Source organism: Meridianimarinicoccus sp. MJW13, from assembly GCF_014901205.1.
In the GTDB taxonomy this organism is placed as follows: domain Bacteria; phylum Pseudomonadota; class Alphaproteobacteria; order Rhodobacterales; family Rhodobacteraceae; genus Meridianimarinicoccus.
The window spans coordinates 17,388-33,333 of record NZ_JACNMU010000004.1; the positions used below are offsets into that span (position 1 = coordinate 17,388).

At 66.5% G+C, this 15,946-nt stretch carries 12 protein-coding genes; 8 read left to right on the forward strand and 4 right to left on the reverse strand.

Annotated features, from left to right (window positions below):
* Positions 1 to 17 precede the first annotated feature (17 nt).
* Positions 18 to 2,360: a Tex family protein gene (locus H8B03_RS08140; protein ID WP_193141252.1), complete on the reverse strand. Its 2,343-nt coding sequence runs from the start codon at positions 2,358 to 2,360 to the stop codon at positions 18 to 20.
* 199 nt (positions 2,361 to 2,559) lie between these two features.
* Here H8B03_RS08140 and H8B03_RS08145 point away from each other — a divergent pair, with 199 nt between their 5' ends.
* The 5 genes from H8B03_RS08145 (at position 2,560) to H8B03_RS08165 (ending at position 8,506) form a co-directional block, all read left to right on the forward strand.
* On the forward strand, positions 2,560 to 3,999 hold the full coding sequence (locus H8B03_RS08145) for an FAD-linked oxidase C-terminal domain-containing protein (protein WP_193141538.1): 1,440 nt from the start codon (positions 2,560 to 2,562) through the stop codon (positions 3,997 to 3,999).
* Positions 3,992 to 5,173 (forward strand): glycolate oxidase subunit GlcE, encoded by a 1,182-nt coding sequence (glcE, locus tag H8B03_RS08150; protein ID WP_226925803.1) that lies wholly within the window; start codon positions 3,992 to 3,994, stop codon positions 5,171 to 5,173. The genes H8B03_RS08145 and glcE overlap by 8 nt, the downstream gene beginning before the upstream one ends.
* Positions 5,174 to 5,184: 11 nt before the next feature.
* Complete coding sequence (glcF, locus tag H8B03_RS08155; protein WP_193141253.1) at positions 5,185 to 6,468, forward strand: glycolate oxidase subunit GlcF; 1,284 nt, start codon at positions 5,185 to 5,187, stop codon at positions 6,466 to 6,468.
* Between the two features lie 84 nt (positions 6,469 to 6,552).
* Entirely contained in the window at positions 6,553 to 7,380 is an 828-nt protein-coding gene (locus H8B03_RS08160) for a sulfite exporter TauE/SafE family protein (protein ID WP_226925804.1), read from the forward strand.
* A 157-nt stretch (positions 7,381 to 7,537) separates the two neighbouring features.
* Positions 7,538 to 8,506 carry an AraC family transcriptional regulator gene (locus tag H8B03_RS08165; RefSeq protein WP_193141254.1) on the forward strand — a complete coding sequence of 323 codons (969 nt, stop codon included), beginning with the start codon at positions 7,538 to 7,540 and terminating at the stop codon, positions 8,504 to 8,506.
* A gap of 4 nt (positions 8,507 to 8,510) precedes the next feature.
* On the opposite strand, the gene nadC is transcribed toward H8B03_RS08165, so the two are convergent.
* Genes nadC through nadA form a run of 3 tightly spaced genes read right to left on the reverse strand, consistent with a single transcriptional unit; the run spans position 8,511 to position 11,987 of the window.
* The gene (gene nadC, locus H8B03_RS08170; RefSeq protein ID WP_193141255.1) at positions 8,511 to 9,365 is read right to left on the reverse strand and encodes a carboxylating nicotinate-nucleotide diphosphorylase; all 855 of its coding nucleotides are present in this window, start codon (positions 9,363 to 9,365) and stop codon (positions 8,511 to 8,513) included.
* Positions 9,362 to 10,933: an L-aspartate oxidase gene (locus H8B03_RS08175; RefSeq protein ID WP_193141256.1), complete on the reverse strand. Its 1,572-nt coding sequence runs from the start codon at positions 10,931 to 10,933 to the stop codon at positions 9,362 to 9,364. Before H8B03_RS08175 ends, nadC begins: the two co-directional genes overlap by 4 nt.
* 7 nt (positions 10,934 to 10,940) lie before the next feature.
* Positions 10,941 to 11,987: a quinolinate synthase NadA gene (gene nadA / locus H8B03_RS08180; protein WP_319022452.1), complete on the reverse strand. Its 1,047-nt coding sequence runs from the start codon at positions 11,985 to 11,987 to the stop codon at positions 10,941 to 10,943.
* 254 nt (positions 11,988 to 12,241) lie between these two features.
* Here nadA and H8B03_RS08185 point away from each other — a divergent pair, with 254 nt between their 5' ends.
* From H8B03_RS08185 to H8B03_RS08195, 3 genes are all read left to right on the forward strand, one after another.
* Entirely contained in the window at positions 12,242 to 12,757 is a 516-nt protein-coding gene (locus tag H8B03_RS08185) for a DUF2478 domain-containing protein (RefSeq protein ID WP_193141258.1), read from the forward strand.
* Positions 12,758 to 12,912: 155 nt separating this feature from the next.
* The gene (locus H8B03_RS08190) at positions 12,913 to 13,470 is read left to right on the forward strand and encodes a cupin domain-containing protein (protein ID WP_193141259.1); all 558 of its coding nucleotides are present in this window, start codon (positions 12,913 to 12,915) and stop codon (positions 13,468 to 13,470) included.
* 14 nt (positions 13,471 to 13,484) lie between these two features.
* Entirely contained in the window at positions 13,485 to 15,932 is a 2,448-nt protein-coding gene (locus H8B03_RS08195; RefSeq protein ID WP_193141260.1) for an FAD-dependent oxidoreductase, read from the forward strand.
* Positions 15,933 to 15,946 lie beyond the last annotated feature (14 nt).

The window sequence follows — 15,946 nt, forward strand, 5'->3', positions numbered from 1 at the left end:
GGCGGGCCGTTGTCGATTCAGCGTTTCTTCATGGCGTCCAGAAGGGCCGCTCCAAGGGCGCTGTTGCCGCTGTCCTGGCCCTTGGGTTTCGCGCTGCCACCGTGGGGTTGCTTGCCCCCGCCTTTGCCCGGATGACCCTTGCGCGGATCGTTCTTGTGCGGACCGCGCGCATTACGGTCTTCCTTGGCCGAAGCGCCACCGTCCTTGCGCATGGACAACCCGATGCGCTTGCGCGGCACATCGACCTCGACCACCCGCACGCGCACCACGTCCCCGGCCTTGACCACCTCGTGCGGGTCCTTGACGAAGCGGTCGGCCAGCTGGCTGACATGCACCAGCCCGTCCTGATGCACGCCGATATCCACGAAGGCCCCGAAGGCCGCGACATTGGTCACCGTGCCTTCCAGGCTCATGCCCGGTTTCAGGTCGGTGATCTCTTCGACCCCGTCGGCAAAACTGGCGGTGACGAAACCGGGGCGGGGGTCGCGACCCGGCTTTTCCAGCTCCGCCATGATGTCGCGCACGGTGGGCAGGCCGAAACGGTCATCCACGAAGGTCTCGGCGCGCAGTTGCGCCAGCGCCTTGCTGTCGCCCATCACGCTGCGCAGGTCGCGCCCGCAGGCTGAAACGATCTTGCGCGCCACGTCATAGGCTTCCGGGTGCACCGCCGAGGCATCCAGCGGCTCGGCCCCGTCGCGGATGCGCAGGAAACCCGCGCATTGCTCGAACGCCTTGGGGCCCAACCCCGAGACCTTCTTGAGCATCTTGCGCGAGGCAAAAGCCCCGTTGGCATCGCGGAAATCCACCACCGATTGTGCCAGCGACGGTCCCAACCCGGACACATGCGCCAGCAGCGGCGCAGACGCCGTGTTCAGGTCCACGCCCACCGCGTTCACCGCATCCTCGACCACGGCTTTCAGCGATTTCGACAGCCGGTGCTGGTCCACATCGTGCTGGTACTGGCCGACGCCGATGGATTGCGGTTCGATCTTTACCAGTTCGGCCAGCGGGTCTTGCAGACGGCGGGCGATGGACACCGCGCCGCGCAGCGATACGTCGAGATCGGGGAATTCCTTCGCCGCCAGTTCCGACGCGGAATAGACCGAGGCCCCGGCTTCGGACACCACCACCTTGGTGGGCGCCTTTGCCCCGGCGGGCAGGTGTTTCAGCGCGTCGGCCACCAGCCGCTCGGTCTCGCGGCTGGCGGTGCCGTTGCCGATGGCAATCAGGTCCACCCCGTGTCGGGTCACCAGCCGCTGGATTGCCGCCTCGGCGCCGCGCAGATCGTTTTTCGGCTGGAAGGGATAGAGCGTCTCGGTGGCCAGCAGCTTGCCCGTGGCATCCACGACAGCGGCCTTCACCCCGGTGCGGATGCCCGGATCAAGGCCCAACGTTGCCCGCGCGCCTGCCGGGGCCGCCAGCAGCAGGTCTTTCAGGTTGCGGGCAAAGACAGAGATTGCCTCTTCATGGGCGCGCGCGCGCAGATCGCCCATCAGATCCAGCATCATCGTCAGCGACAGCTTGGTACGCCACGTCCAGCCTGCCACGTCGCGCAGCCATGTGTCCCCCGGCCCGTCGCCCCGCGCCTCCAAAGGGGCGGCCACGATGGCTTCGGCTTGTGCCACGCCGGTGTCGGGGTCCGGGGCGATGTCCACGGTGACAACGCCTTCCTTGGCCGCGCGCAGCATGGCCAGCGCCCGGTGCGAGGGCACCTTGGCCCAGCTTTCGCGGTGGTCGAAATAATCCGAGAACTTGGCCCCCTGCGCCTCCTGACCCGCGATCACCCGCGCGCTGATCAGCGCCTCGCGGTGCAGATAGTCGCGCAAACGGCCCAGCAGATCGGCGTTCTCGCACAGTTCTTCGGCCTGAATATCGCGCGCCCCTTTCAGCGCGTCCTTGGTGGTCTCGAAGCCCTCGCACAGATGCGCCTCGGCCAGTTTTGCCGGATCGGCGTAGCGGTTGTCGCGGATGGCCTCCAGCAGCGTCGCAAGCCCGGCTTCGTGCGCGATCATCGCCCGCGTCCGACGCTTCTTCTTGTAGGGCAGGTAAATATCTTCCAGCGCGGCCTTGGTGTCGGCCTTCGCGATGGCGCGCGACAGGTCGTCGGTCAGCTTGCCCTGTTCGTCGATGCTTTTGACGATGGCGGTGCGGCGGGCCTCAAGTTCGCGCAGGTACACAAGCCGGTCGGCCAGCAGGCGCAACTGGGTGTCGTCCAGCCCGCCGGTGACCTCCTTGCGGTAGCGAGCCACGAAGGGGACCGTTGCGCCCCCGTCCAGCAATTGCACCGCAGCCGTCACTTGCTGGGGGCGGGCGTTGATGTCCTGGGCGATGGTCTGTGCGATGCGCTGATCGGTGTCCAAGGAAGCTCTCCACTGTGGTCGGAAGTCCGGTGTAACGATCCGTTCGGCGCGCGCCAAGGCCTTCGGGGGCGGCGGCGGCGATTGTTGAACCGCCCAAGACATTGCCTTGCAGTTGCCCCCCGGTTTGCTGTCTGATGCGGGCGACGGGCGATAAAGGATCGCCAGGACGCAACAGCGGCAGGGAGGCCACATGTCCAGCATCCAGATGGCACCACCGGATCCCGGCGTACTTTCCCGCCGTGACCAGATCGTGGCCGAACTGTCCAAGGTGCTGCCGGCCGATGCGGTGATCTCGGACACCTTCGAAACGCTGGCCTATGAATGCGACGGGCTGTCGGCCTATCGCTGCCCGCCGCTGGCGGTGGTGCTGCCCCATGACACCGCGCAGGTCGCAGCCGTCATGGCCACCTGTCACCGGCTGGGCGTGCCGGTGGTGCCGCGCGGCTCGGGCACCTCGCTGTCGGGCGGCGCGCTGCCCACCGCAGACAGCGTCATCCTGGGCACCGCACGGCTGAACGCGGTGTTGGAGACCGACTTTGACAACCGCTTCATCCGGGTGCAGACCGGCATCACCAATCTGGCGGTGACCGGTGCCGTCGAAGGCGACGGGTTCTTCTATGCGCCGGACCCCTCGTCGCAATTGGCCTGTGCCATTGCCGGCAACATCGCGATGAACTCGGGCGGGGCGCATTGCCTGAAGTACGGGGTGACCACCAACAACCTGCTGGGCGTGACCCTCGTGCTGGCCGATGGCGAGGTGGTCGAGATCGGCGGTCCGGCCCCGGATGCGCCGGGGCTGGATCTGCTGGGGGTGATCTGCGGCTCGGAGGGCCAGCTTGGCGTGGTGACCGAGGCGACGCTGCGCATCCTGCCCAAGCCTGAGGGCGCGCGCCCGGTGATGATCGGCTTCGACAGCGCCGAGGTTGCCGGGCAATGCGTGGCCGATATCATCCGCTCGGGCGTGCTGCCGGTGGCCATCGAATACATGGATCGCCCCTGTATCGAGGTGGTCGAGAACTTCGCGCGGGCCGGATATCCGCTGTGCGAGGCGTTGCTGATCGTCGAGGTCGAAGGCTCCGACGCCGAGATCGCCGACCAGTTGGCCCGCATCACCGCCATCGCCAACCGCCTGAACCCGGTCGAGATGCGCGTCAGCGAAAGTGCTGCCGAAAGCGCGCTGATCTGGAAGGGGCGCAAGTCGGCCTTCGGGGCGATGGGGCAGATCAACGACTACATGTGCCTGGACGGGACGGTGCCGGTTTCGGCCTTGCCCGCCACGCTGAAACGCATTGCCGAGCTGAGCGCCGAACATGGGCTGAAAGTCGCCAATGTCTTTCACGCGGGCGACGGCAACATGCATCCGCTGATCCTGTTCGACGCCAACACGCCGGGCGACCTGGAGCGCGCCGAGGCCTTCGGGTTCGACATCCTGCGTGCCTGCGTGGATGCGGGCGGCTGTCTGACGGGCGAGCATGGCGTGGGCATCGAAAAGCGCGATCTGATGACCTATCAATTCAGTGCCGAGGATCTGGAGGCGCAGATGCAGGTCAAGGATGTGTTCGACCCGGCCTGGAAGCTGAACCCCACCAAGGTGTTCCCGCTGGACCTGAGCGCCGCCCGGAGGGCCGCCCATGACTGACCTTGACGTAACGGATGCGCCGATGACGGTCTTTGCCGCCCCTGCCGACGAAGCGGCGGTTCAGGCTGCAGTGGCCAAGGCTCATGCGAACCAGCAACCGCTGCGGCTGCGTGCGGGCGGTAGCAAGCAGGCACTTGGCCAGCCGGTGCCGCAGGCCGCGCTGCTGGACCTGTCCGGGCTGACCGGCATCACCCGCTATGAACCCGGCGCGCTGGTGATCGAGGCGAAAGCGGCGACGCCACTGGCCGAAATCGAGGCGGCGCTGGCCGAGCATGGCCAGATGCTGGCCTTCGAGCCGCCGGATTTCCGCGCGCTTCTGGGCAGCAGCAGCGCACCGACCATCGGCGGCACCGTGGCGGGCAACCTGTCCGGCCCGCGTCGGGTGCAGGGCGGTGCTTGCCGCGACTACCTGCTGGGCGTGCGCTTCGTGGACGGGCAGGGGCAATTGGTGCGCAACGGTGGCCGGGTGATGAAGAACGTCACCGGGCTGGACCTGTCCAAACTTCAATGCGGTGCTTTTGGCACGCTGGGGGTGCTGACCGAAGTCGCGCTGAAGGTGCTGCCCCGGCCTGAGGCCCGCGCAACCCTGGCGTTCGAAGGCATCACGCTGGAGCAGGGCGTCAAGCTGTTCGCACAGGCGCTGACCACCCCGTTCGAAGTGTCGGGCGCGGCCTGGGTCGAAGGCACCGCTTATCTGCGGATCGAGGGACTGACGGCGCAGGTCGCCTATCGCCGGGATCGGTTGTCGGCGCTTCTGGCCGACCATGACCCCATGAACACGGATGATCCGGCCGCGCCGTGGCCCGCCATCCGCGACTGCGCCGGTTTCGCCGATCACGACGGCCCGGTCTGGCGCCTGTCCCTGAAACCCAGCCTTGCCCCCGGCATTCTTGCCGCGCTGTCTGACCGTCTGGGCGCGCGCGGCATGGCCGATCAGGGCGGCGCGGTGCTGTGGCTGGCGCTGCCGGACGCGGACCCGGGACAGGCCACAGCCATTCGCGCCGCGATCCCGTCGGGGCAGGGCCACGCCACGCTGTTCCGCGGCCCCGAGCCCTTGCGCGCCGCCGTCCCCGTCTTCCAGCCCCAGGCACAACGGCTGGAGCGTATCGCCGCCGATCTGCGCGCGCGGTTCGACCCCGCCGGCATTCTGAACCCCGGCCTCATGCGGGCCTGAGCAGGACACACATGCAAACCAGTTTCACCGAAGACCAGCTGCGCGATGCGGGCACGGCCCGCGCCAATGAAATCCTGCGCGCCTGCGTGCATTGCGGGTTCTGCACCGCCACCTGCCCGACCTATCAGGTGCTGGGGGACGAGTTGGACAGCCCGCGCGGTCGCATCTACCTGATGAAGGAAATGCTGGAAACCGGCCGCACCCCCGATGCCAAGACGGTCAAGCATATCGACCGCTGCCTGAGTTGCCTCAGCTGCATGACCACCTGCCCCTCGGGGGTGCACTACATGCATCTGGTCGACCATGCTCGCGCCTATATCGAGGAACACTACAAGCGGCCCTGGCACGACCGCGCCCTGCGCTGGATGCTGGCCCGCATCCTGCCCCATCCGGGGCGGTTCCGACTGGCGCTGCTGGGGGCAAAGATCGCGCGGCCCTTCAAGGGGCTGATGCCCGATGCGCGCCTGAAGGCGATGCTCGAGATGGCCCCGCGCCAGATCCCGCCGGTCAGCCGCAACGACGATCCGCAGGTGTTTGCCGCCACCGGCCCGCGCCGGATGCGGGTGGCGCTGATGACCGGCTGCGCGCAGAAGGCGCTGAACACCGAGATCAATGACGCCACCATCCGCCTGCTGACCCGCCACGGCTGCGAGGTTGTGGTGGCGCGCGGCGCGGGCTGTTGCGGGGCGCTGACCCATCACATGGGCAAACAGGGCGAAAGCCACGCCTCGGCCGCCGCCAATATTCGCGCCTGGAGTGCCGAGATCGCAGGCGCCGGCCTGGATGCCATCGTCATCAATACCTCGGGCTGCGGCACCACGGTGAAGGACTATGGCGCCATGTTCGAAGGCGATCCGCTGGAAAGCGACGCCGCCCGCGTGGCCGGGCTGGCCCGCGATGTCTCCGAGGTGATGGAAACGCTGGGCCTGTCCGATCCGCACCACGCCGCCCCCCTGCGCATCGCCTATCACGCCGCCTGTTCGCTGCAGCACGGCCAGCAGATCAAGGACGCCCCGAAATCCCTGCTGAAAGACGCGGGCTTCACGGTGGTGGAACCGCGCGACGCCCATCTGTGCTGCGGCTCGGCCGGCACCTACAACCTGTTGCAGCCTGAAATCTCGGGCCAGTTGAAGGCGCGCAAGCTGGACACGCTGGCGGCCACCGCGCCGCAGGCGATTGCGGCGGGCAATATCGGTTGCATGATGCAGATCGGATCCGGCACCGAGGTGCCGGTGGTGCACACGGTGCAGCTTCTGGACTGGGCCACGGGCGGCCCGAAACCGGCAGAGCTGTAGCCGCAGCCCCGCTTCCCGCTTTCTCTTTTCGCCGGCCTGTGCTTGGAAGGCACATCGCGCGCGCCGCTTCTCAGGAGATCCCCCATGGCCTTCGACCCGATGCTCATCGTCTATGCCGGCCTGCTGGTCCTGACCGGCGCCGTGGCCGGGATCATGGCCGGGTTGCTGGGCGTCGGCGGCGGCATCGTCATCGTGCCGGTGCTGTTCCTGCTGTCGGATGCGTTGAACATTTCGCCCGACATCGCCATGCATCTGGCGGTTGGCACCTCGCTGGCGACGATCATCCCGACGTCAATCTCCTCGGCCCGGTCGCACAACCGCAAGGGCGCCATCGACTGGGACCTGCTGCGCGGCTGGGCGCCCTTCGTCTTTGTCGGCGCGGGCATCGGCGGGCTGCTGGCGAAGGTGTTTTCCAGCCTCGTGCTGACCGGGATTTTCGGCTGTGTCGCACTGATCGTGGCCCTCAACATGATCAAGCCCAAGCAGATCATCGTGGCGCAACAGCCGCCGACCTCGGTCGCTGGGCGCGGGGTGCTGGCCACGCTCATCGGCGGGTTTTCGGCACTGATGGGCATCGGCGGCGGCACATTGTCGGTGCCGATCCTGACGCTGTTTTCCTTCCCGGTACATCGCGCCGTTGGCACGGCCTCGGCCTTTGGGCTGGTGATCGCGGTGCCGGCGGTGCTGGGCTTCATCTGGGCCGGTTGGGGGGTCGAAGGGCGGCCGCCCTGGTCGCTGGGCTATGTCAGCCTGCCCGCCGCGGTCCTGATCTTTTCAACCAGCATCTTCGCCGCGCCGCAGGGCGCACGTCTGGCCCATTGGCTGAGCCCGGCAAAACTGCGGTTTGCCTTTGCCGTCTTCCTTGGGCTGACAGCACTGCGGATGCTCAGCGCCGTGTTCAGCGGCGGCTAACGCAACAATGTCCTTGAAACTCTGAAAAACCCGGCGTTTTATGAAACTTCCCGGGCTGATTTTCTTGGTTTGCGGAAATTTGTTCCGATGCGGAGACACGGGAGGGGCGATCATGGCGCAGGCAGAGAGATACCGGTTTGCCAGGAACACGTCACTGATGTGCGCCAATCTTGGGGTGGATCCGGTCCGGGTCCTGCGCCGCGCGGGGCTGTCGCCGGATCTTTTGCAAAACGAAGGCCGCGGATTGCTCTTGCCCGAGTATTTTCGGGTCTGGGACGCCATGATGGCCGAAGCGCATACCCCCGAAGCCGCCGTCAACCTGTCGCTCGCGCTGGCCCAAGGGCATTTTTCATCGCGGATCTTCGCGTTTTCGCGCGCCCCGTCTGTGGCGGCAGGAATAGAACGGCTGGGCATGTATTTTCCCATCCTCTGGCCGACCTATCTGATTGCGGACCGGGTCAGCGATGGGCTCCAGATTGATATCCGTTCCAAGGATCCGCGCCATCCCATACCCGGGACGATGCGCGCCTTCGTCTTGTTTTTCCTGGTGGGACTGGTGCGGCGCTATACCTCCGAGGAACTGGTGCCGCAGCGCGCTGGCCTGGCGACCTACGCAGGGGATGTCCAGCGGGTCGAGGCCATCTTGCGGTGCAGATTGCACGATACCGACGATTTCCTGTTGGAGTTCTCGGGCTGGGATGCAGACAGGCCGCTCATCGCCGTGGCTTCGGAAACCTCGGAAATCTGGGAAGGCTTCCCCCCCAACCTGCGTCCGGCACCGGATGCCGAGGCGCGGCTGTTGCCCATCGGAGAGCGGGTGCGATCGGCGCTGCTGGAGCTTCTGCCGGGCGGCCAGTCGGGCGTAGGGGCTGTCAGCGAACGCATGAACATGAGCAAGCGCACGCTGCAACGCCACCTGTCGGCAAACGGCCTGCAGTTTCAGGAAATCCTGACTGAAACCCGCAAGGATCTGGCCTTGCACTATCTGCGCGACCGCGGACTGCTGGTCGAAGAGGTCGCGCTTTTGCTGGCCTTCAACGACGCCAATGCCTTCTACCGCGCCTTTCGCGGCTGGACCGGGATGACCCCGGCCGCGGCCCGGCGGCCGGTGACGCAAACCGTCTGAACGTTCAGAAATCCAGCCCGATATCGACGTTGGTGACCGAATGGGTCAGCGCGCCCACCGAGATAAAGTCCACCCCCGTCGCCGCCACCTCGGCGATTCGGTCCAGCCGCATGTTGCCCGAAGCCTCTGTGATGATCTGTCCGGCCGCACGGCGCACGGCTTCGGTCAGGGTGGGCGTGTCCATGTTGTCCAGAAGCACCACGTCGGCACCACCGTGGGCCAGCACCTGATCGAGTTGATCCAGCGTATCGACCTCGATCTCGACGCGCATCATGTGCGACGCATGGTCGCGCGCGGCCTTCAGCACGGCCTCGATCCCCCCGGCGGCGGCGATGTGGTTGTCCTTGATCAGGATGGCATCCGACAGGCCGTAGCGATGGTTCGACCCGCCGCCATGCAGCACTGCCAGTTTTTCCACCGCCCGCAGTCCCGGCGTGGTCTTGCGGGTGCAGGTGATGCGGGCCCTGGTGCCCTTGGTCTTGGCCACGAAGGCCGCCGTCTGCGTGGCGATGCCCATCAGGCGGCCCATGAAGTTCAGGCCCACCCGCTCCGCCGACAGGATCGAGGCCGCATCGCCCGAGACCTCAAGCAGCACATCGCCGGGGGCACAGCGGGCACCATCGGTCACGCGCGGGGTGACGATCAACTCGGGATCAATCAGCCGAAAGGCAATGCGCGCCAGCGCCAGCCCCGACACCACACCGGCCTGCCGCGCCACGATGCGCGCGTCATAGCGGGTGCCGGGCGCGATCACCGCACGGGTGGTGACATCGCCGAACGCGCCAAGGTCTTCTTCAAGCGCAGTGCGCACCAGCGGTTCCAGAACCAGATCGGGCAGGGTGGCGAAGGCGAGGCTCATGCCGTGTCCTTTGCAAGGGCGCGGGTCAGGGCCCGCGCATCGTTCAGGGTCAGAAAGCTGCGTTGTGCCAGCGCCGGGTCAGCTTCGGGGAAATCCGTGCGGGCATGGCTGCCACGGGTTTCTGTGCGCAGCAAGGCGGCGGCGGCAATCAGGCTGGCGGTGGCGGTCATGTTGACCACATCGGGCACCTCGGCCTGTGCCGCCTCCAGCTCAGCAATCCGGGTCAGCGCCTGTTGCAGACCGCCACCGGTGCGCAACACGCCAACATGGCGCGACATGGTTTCGCGCAGATCGGTGATCGCCTGCGGATCGGGGGCCGGGGCCGGGCCGGTTTCGGGCAAGGCCACCTCGGCGGCATGGGAAACCGGCGTCAGTTCCGTGCCCAGATCGCCCGCGATGGTGGCGGCAAAGACCAGCGCCTCGAGCAACCCGTTCGAAGCCAGCCGGTTGGCGCCATGCAGGCCGGTGGCCGCCGCCTCGCCGCAGACCCAAAGGCCGTCAAGGCTGGCGCGGCCGTGTGCATCGGTGGCGACACCGCCCATGTGATAATGCGCCGCCGGGGTGACGGGGATGGGCTGGGCCAACGGATCGATCCCGGCGCGGGCGCAGGCGGCGGCCACGGCCGGGAAACGCTCGGGCAGGGCCGCGCCGATGGCGTCGCGAGTGTCCAGCGCCGGGCGATTGCCCGCCTGCACCTCGGCAAAGACCGCGCGGGCGACCACATCACGCGGGGCCAGTTCGGCTTCGGGATGGGCATCGATCATGAAGCGCGCGCCATGCCGGTTGACCAGCACCGCGCCTTCACCGCGCAGCGCTTCGGTCGCCAGCGGCACCGGATCCTCGCCGCTGTCGATGGCGGTGGGATGGAACTGCACGAACTCCATATCCGCCATCCGCGCCCCGGCGCGCGCCGCCAGCCCCATGACCTGCCCCCGGATCGGCGCGGGGTTGGTGGTGCGCGCATAAAGCCCGCCCGAGCCGCCGCCGGCCAGCAGCACCGCAGGCCCCTCCAGCGCGACGGGCATGCAGCGCGAGGGGCTGACCTGCATGACCTCGACGCCTGAGACGCGGCTGCCTTCGGTCACCAGCCCGGTGGCCAGAACCCCGGTCAGCACCTGGATCGACGGGGTGGCGCGGACGCGGGCGATCAGCGCTTCCATGATCGCCTTGCCGGCCTGATCGCCCTGCACCCGCACAACGCGGGCCAGCGAATGCGCGGCCTCGCGGCTGAGCACATAGCCGCCCTGGCGGTCGCGGTCGAAAGGGGTGCCCAGATCGGTCAGCGCGTGGATATGGGCGCGGGCGGCCTCGGTCACCAGTGCTGCGATCGCCGGATCGACAGTCCCGGCCCCGGCACGAATGGTGTCATCGGCATGCAGGGTGGGGCTGTCGGCCACCGCCATGGCCGCGGCGACACCGCCCTGCGCCCAGGCCGAACTGGCGCCAAAGCCCAGCGGCTCGGGCGTCAGCAGGACGACCGGGCGGGGGGCCAGGCACAGGGCGGCGTAAAGCGCCCCCAGACCGGCCCCGACAATGATGATCCGGTCGGTAAGGACCCGGTGGCGCATGACCCGATCAGCCTTGCAGCTTGCGGCTCAGGTCGATCATCCGCTCGACGGCGCGGCGGGCGCCGTCGGCGACGGCGGGATCGACGGTCACCTCGGGGCTCATGGTGTGCAGCGACCACAGCACCTTTTCCAGCGTGATCTTCTTCATGTAGGGGCACATGTTGCAGGGCTTGGCGAAGTCCACGTCCGGAAGTTCGTCCGCGATGTTGCTGGCCATCGAGCATTCGGTCACCAGCATGGCGCGCGCCGGTTTCTCGGCATGCACCCAGTCGATGATCCCCTTGGTCGAGCCGGTATAGTCGGCCTCGGCCACAACCTCGGGCGTGCATTCGGGATGGGCGATGATCTTCAGGCCCGGCATGTTCTCGCGGTAGGCGCGCAGGTCTTCGGGGGTATACAACTCGTGCACGATGCACGACCCGTCCCAGAACACCACGTTCTTGCTGCTTTCATTGGCCACGTTCTGCGCCAGGTACTTGTCGGGGGTCATGATGACCGTATCGGACTCCATCGCCTCGACGATCTGCAAGGCGTTGGACGAGGTGCAGCAGATGTCCGAGGCCGCTTTCACCTCGGCGGTGGTGTTCACGTAGGACACCACCGGCGCGCCGGGATACTTGGTGCGCATCTGGGCGATACCTTCGGCGGTGATGCTTTCGGCCAGCGAACAGCCCGCTTGCGGATCGGGGATCAGCACCGTCTTGGAGGGGTTCAGCACCTTCGAGGTCTCGGCCATGAAATGTACGCCGCACTGCACGATCACCGGGGCTTCGACCTCGGTCGCCTTGATCGCCAGTTGCAGACTGTCGCCGACGAAATCGGCGACGCCGTGGTAAATCTCGGGCGTCATGTAGTTGTGCCCCAGGATGACCGCGTTGCGTTCCTTCTTCAGGCGGTTGATCTCGGCCACATAGGGCGCATGGATCGCCCACTCGGGCGGCGAGATCACGCGCGAGGTGCGCGCGTAGATCTCTTCGGTCGCGGCGGCCTTTTCAAGCGAAGGGGCAAGGTCGTAGTGCCGGGACAATTCGGCGGTGATCTGGCTTGTCTGCACGGACGGTGGTCTCCGGAAGCGTGGACAGGGGTGCCGGAAAGGCACGGATCGGGTCAGTCTCTTGCGCGGGCTTTGGCGCAACAAAATGTCGTGCTGGCCCCATGGTAGATCGGAAGGCGTTTGCATAGCCAGAAAGAGGCCAAAGGTAAACAGGGGATGACACGGTGCGGCCAAGCCGTGGCATCGGGACAGCGGGGCGGCGCCCCCAAGTTTAGCCCATTGCCGCAAGGCCTTCTGCTGCCTATGTTTCGGGCATGAAGATCGCCTATATCTCCTCTGCCGACCGGGGCGGCACCGACCGCCTGCTGGAACAGTTTTCCGTGCATCTGCAAGCCCAAGGCGCGCGACTGTGCGGGATTGTCCAGACCAACACAGATTGCGGCCCCGGCCCCTGCGACATGGATGTGCGCGTCTTGCCCGACGGGCCGATTATCCGCATATCTCAAAGCCTTGGCCCACAGGCGCGGGGCTGCCGGCTGGACACCTCGGCATTGGAACACTCGGTTGCAGCAACCGAAAACAGCTTCGATGCGGGCGCCGATCTGCTGATCCTGAACAAGTTCGGCAAGCATGAAGCCGACGGGCGCGGCTTTCGCACCATGATCGCGCGCGCCATTTCCGAGGATGTGCCGGTTCTGCTGGCGGTCAACGGGCTGAACTTGCCCGCGTTCGAAGCCTTTACCGACGGGATGGCCCGGCGGGTTGATGCCGATCTTGAGGCGCTGACGGTCTGGTTCGAAAGCCTCGGCGCGACCGACGAAGTGGCGTAGCCCCGCGCCGGGGCCACGCGATTCCCTTCTGACACAACCAACACCCGGCCAGATCGCGCCGGTCCATGGCCGTTGTGCCTCACCCGGTTCAAAGTTCCATTTGACAGGCCGTGAAAAATGTCGTGAATTTTTCATATCGTTTTTCAGGAGTCGCCATGCTGAAACGTCCTACCCTCGGCGCTGACCTGCGCGCCCTGCGCAAGACGCGGGGGCTGACCCTGACCGAACTGGCAAGCCGCATCGGCAAATCCGTCGGCTGGCTGAGCCAGGTGGAGCGCGATCTCACCCGCCCCGCGACCGGGGATCTGGAATGCATCGCCGATCGGCTGGGCGTGCCGCTGTCGCTGCTGACCGGCCCCGCGCCCCATGCCCCTGATGAACATGGCCGCATCGTGCGCGCCAGCGGGCGGCGTCGCATCGGCCCCATGGGGGGCGGTTTGAGCGAGGAACTGCTGTCTCCCGATCTGACCGACAGCTTCGAGATGATCCGCTCGACCTTCGCGCCGGGCAGCACCTCGGACGGTACCCTGCGCCGCGAAACCCAAGAGGTCGGGTTCATGATCTCGGGGCAACTGGCGCTCTGGATCGACGGCCACACCTTCACGGTCGGTCCCGGCGACAGCTTCCGCATCCGGCATCAGCCCTTCCGCTGGTCCAATCCTTTCGATGATCCAGCCGTCGCGGTCTGGGTCATCTCTCCTCCGGTCTATTGAAGAAAGGCGACGCCATGGCAGATCTTCCCGCAAAAGCCCGCGTGGTCATTATCGGTGGCGGTGTGGTCGGTGCTTCCTGCCTGTATCACCTTGCCAAGCGCGGCTGGTCTGATTGCGTGCTGCTGGAGAAGAACGAACTGACGGCGGGCTCGACCTGGCACGCGGCGGGCAATGTGCCGACCTTTTCGAATTCCTGGTCGATCATGAACATGCAGCGCTATTCGACCGAGCTGTATGCCCGGCTGGGGGCCGAGGTCGACTATCCGATGAACTATCATCAAAGCGGCTCGATCCGGCTGGCCCATACGCCCGAGCGGATGCAGGAGTTTCAGCGCGCCTGTGCCATGGGCCGTTATCAGGGCATTGCCATGGAGATCTGGACGCCCGAAGAGGCCAAGGCGCGCTATCCGTTTCTGGAAACCCACGATCTGAAGGGGGTTCTGTACGACCCGACCGACGGCGACATCGACCCCGCGCAGGTGACGCAGGCGCTGGCCAAGGGCGCGCGGCAGATGGGGGCGCGGATCCACCGCTTCTGCCCCGCCACCGGCGTGACCCAGCGGCCCGACACCGGCTGGATCGTGCACACCGATCAGGGCAATATCGCCTGCGACTACGTGGTGAATGCCGCCGGGTATTATGCGCAGCGGGTCGGTGACTGGTTCCTGCCCTATGGCGGACGCCGGGTGCCGATGATGGTGATGAGCCACCAGTACCTGCTGACCGACGAGGTGCCCGAGGTCGAAGCCTGGTCCAAGGCCCATGGTGGCAAGCTGCCGCTGCTGCGCGACGTGGATGTGTCCTACTACCTGCGGCAGGAAAAGCACGGCTTCAACCTTGGCCCGTATGAGCCGAACTGCCGAGCGCATTGGGTTGAGGATGATGATCCGATGCCCGAGGATTTCAGCTTCCAGCTCTGGTCTGACGATCTGGACCGGATCGAGGATATCGTGGTCGATGCCATGGCGCGGGTGCCGCTGATGGCCAGCGCGGGCGTGTCGCGCGTCATCAACGGGCCGATCCCCTATGCGCCGGACGGATTGCCGCTGATCGGCCCGATGCCCGGTGTCAGGAACGCTTTCGAAGCCTGCGTGTTCACCTTCGGCATCGCCCAGGGTGGCGGCGCGGGCAAGGTGCTGTCGGAATGGATCGTCGATGGCCGCACCGAATGGGACATGTGGTCTTGCGATCCGCGCCGCTTCACCGATTACACCGATCCTGACAATTGCGTGCAAAAGGGGATGGAGGTTTACGGCAACGAATACGCCATCCACTTCCCGCACCACGAATGGCCTGCGGCGCGGGATCGCAAGCTGTCGCCGAACCACGCCCGGATGGTCGCCGAGGGCGGACAGATGGGCGTCTACAACGGGTGGGAGCGCGCGAATTGGTTCGCCCGGCCCGGCGATGACACCTCACAAGCCGCGACAAAGACCTGGGCACGGAACGGCCCGTGGGAGTCTCGGGTGCGCGAAGAATGCGAGGCCGTCCGCGACGGCGTCGGGGTGATCGACCTGTGCGGGTTTTCGCGCTTCAGCCTGTCGGGCGCAGGGGCGGCGGATTGGTTGCGCGGGCGCATCACCGGGGCGTTGCCCAAGGTCGGGCGGCTGAACCTGATCTATTTCGCCGACGACCGGGGCCGCATCGTGACCGAGATGTCCTGCATCCTGCGGGGCGAAGATGACTTCCTGCTGATGACCGCCGCCGTTGCGCAGTGGCATGATTTCGAACTGCTATGGCGCGCGCTGCCCGAAGGGCTGGTGCTGCGTGATCTGTCTGCCGAGACGACGACGATGCTGGTGACCGGTCCGCAATCGCGCGATCTGTTGGGACGGATCGCCGAGGCCGACCTGTCGCAGGGCTGGCTGAACCATCAGGCTGCGCGTGTGGCGGGGCAGGACTGCCTGCTGGTGCGGGTCTCTTTCGCCGGGGAACTGGGCTGGGAGGTGCATTGCCCCATGTCCGGTGGGGCGGCGATTTACAATTCGCTGAGGGATGAAGGCGCCACGCCGGTCGGGATGTATGCACTCAACTGCCTGCGGATCGAAAAAGGCTATCGCAGCTGGAAGGGCGATCTGTCGTCAGACTATTCGATGCTCGAGGCCGGGCTGGGCCGCTTCGTCAAGCTGGACAAACCGCAGGACTTTCCCGGCAAGCAGGCCTTGCAGGCCGAACACCAACGCGGGGCCGCGAAGGCCTTTGTCACGCTGGTGGTCGATGCCGGGGACTGTGACGCGCCTTACATGTCCTGCATCTGGAAGGACGGGCAGATCGTGGGCGAAACCACCTCTGCCGCCTATGGCTACCGGGTTGGCGCCGCGATAGCACTTGGCATGGTGCGCGCCGACTGCGCCGTGCCGGGGACAGAGCTGGAGGTCGAGATTTTCGGAACGCGCCACAAGGCGCAGGTGCAACCGGATGGCCCGTTGTGGGATCCGGACAACACCCGCCTGCGGGCCTGACGGTGGCGGCGCGC

Excerpts from the sequence above, each read along its gene's own strand:
- H8B03_RS08175 (WP_193141256.1), bottom strand. The coding sequence starts at position 10,933 with ATGCGCCACCGGGTCCTTACCGACCGGATCATCATTGTCGGGGCCGGT.
- H8B03_RS08160 (WP_226925804.1), top strand. The coding sequence starts at position 6,553 with ATGGCCTTCGACCCGATGCTCATCGTCTATGCCGGCCTGCTGGTCCTG.
- H8B03_RS08195 (WP_193141260.1), top strand. The coding sequence starts at position 13,485 with ATGGCAGATCTTCCCGCAAAAGCCCGCGTGGTCATTATCGGTGGCGGT.
- glcE (WP_226925803.1), top strand. The coding sequence starts at position 3,992 with ATGACTGACCTTGACGTAACGGATGCGCCGATGACGGTCTTTGCCGCC.
- H8B03_RS08190 (WP_193141259.1), top strand. The coding sequence starts at position 12,913 with ATGCTGAAACGTCCTACCCTCGGCGCTGACCTGCGCGCCCTGCGCAAG.
- H8B03_RS08185 (WP_193141258.1), top strand. The coding sequence starts at position 12,242 with ATGAAGATCGCCTATATCTCCTCTGCCGACCGGGGCGGCACCGACCGC.
- glcF (WP_193141253.1), top strand. The coding sequence starts at position 5,185 with ATGCAAACCAGTTTCACCGAAGACCAGCTGCGCGATGCGGGCACGGCC.
- nadC (WP_193141255.1), bottom strand. The coding sequence starts at position 9,365 with ATGAGCCTCGCCTTCGCCACCCTGCCCGATCTGGTTCTGGAACCGCTG.
- H8B03_RS08165 (WP_193141254.1), top strand. The coding sequence starts at position 7,538 with ATGTGCGCCAATCTTGGGGTGGATCCGGTCCGGGTCCTGCGCCGCGCG.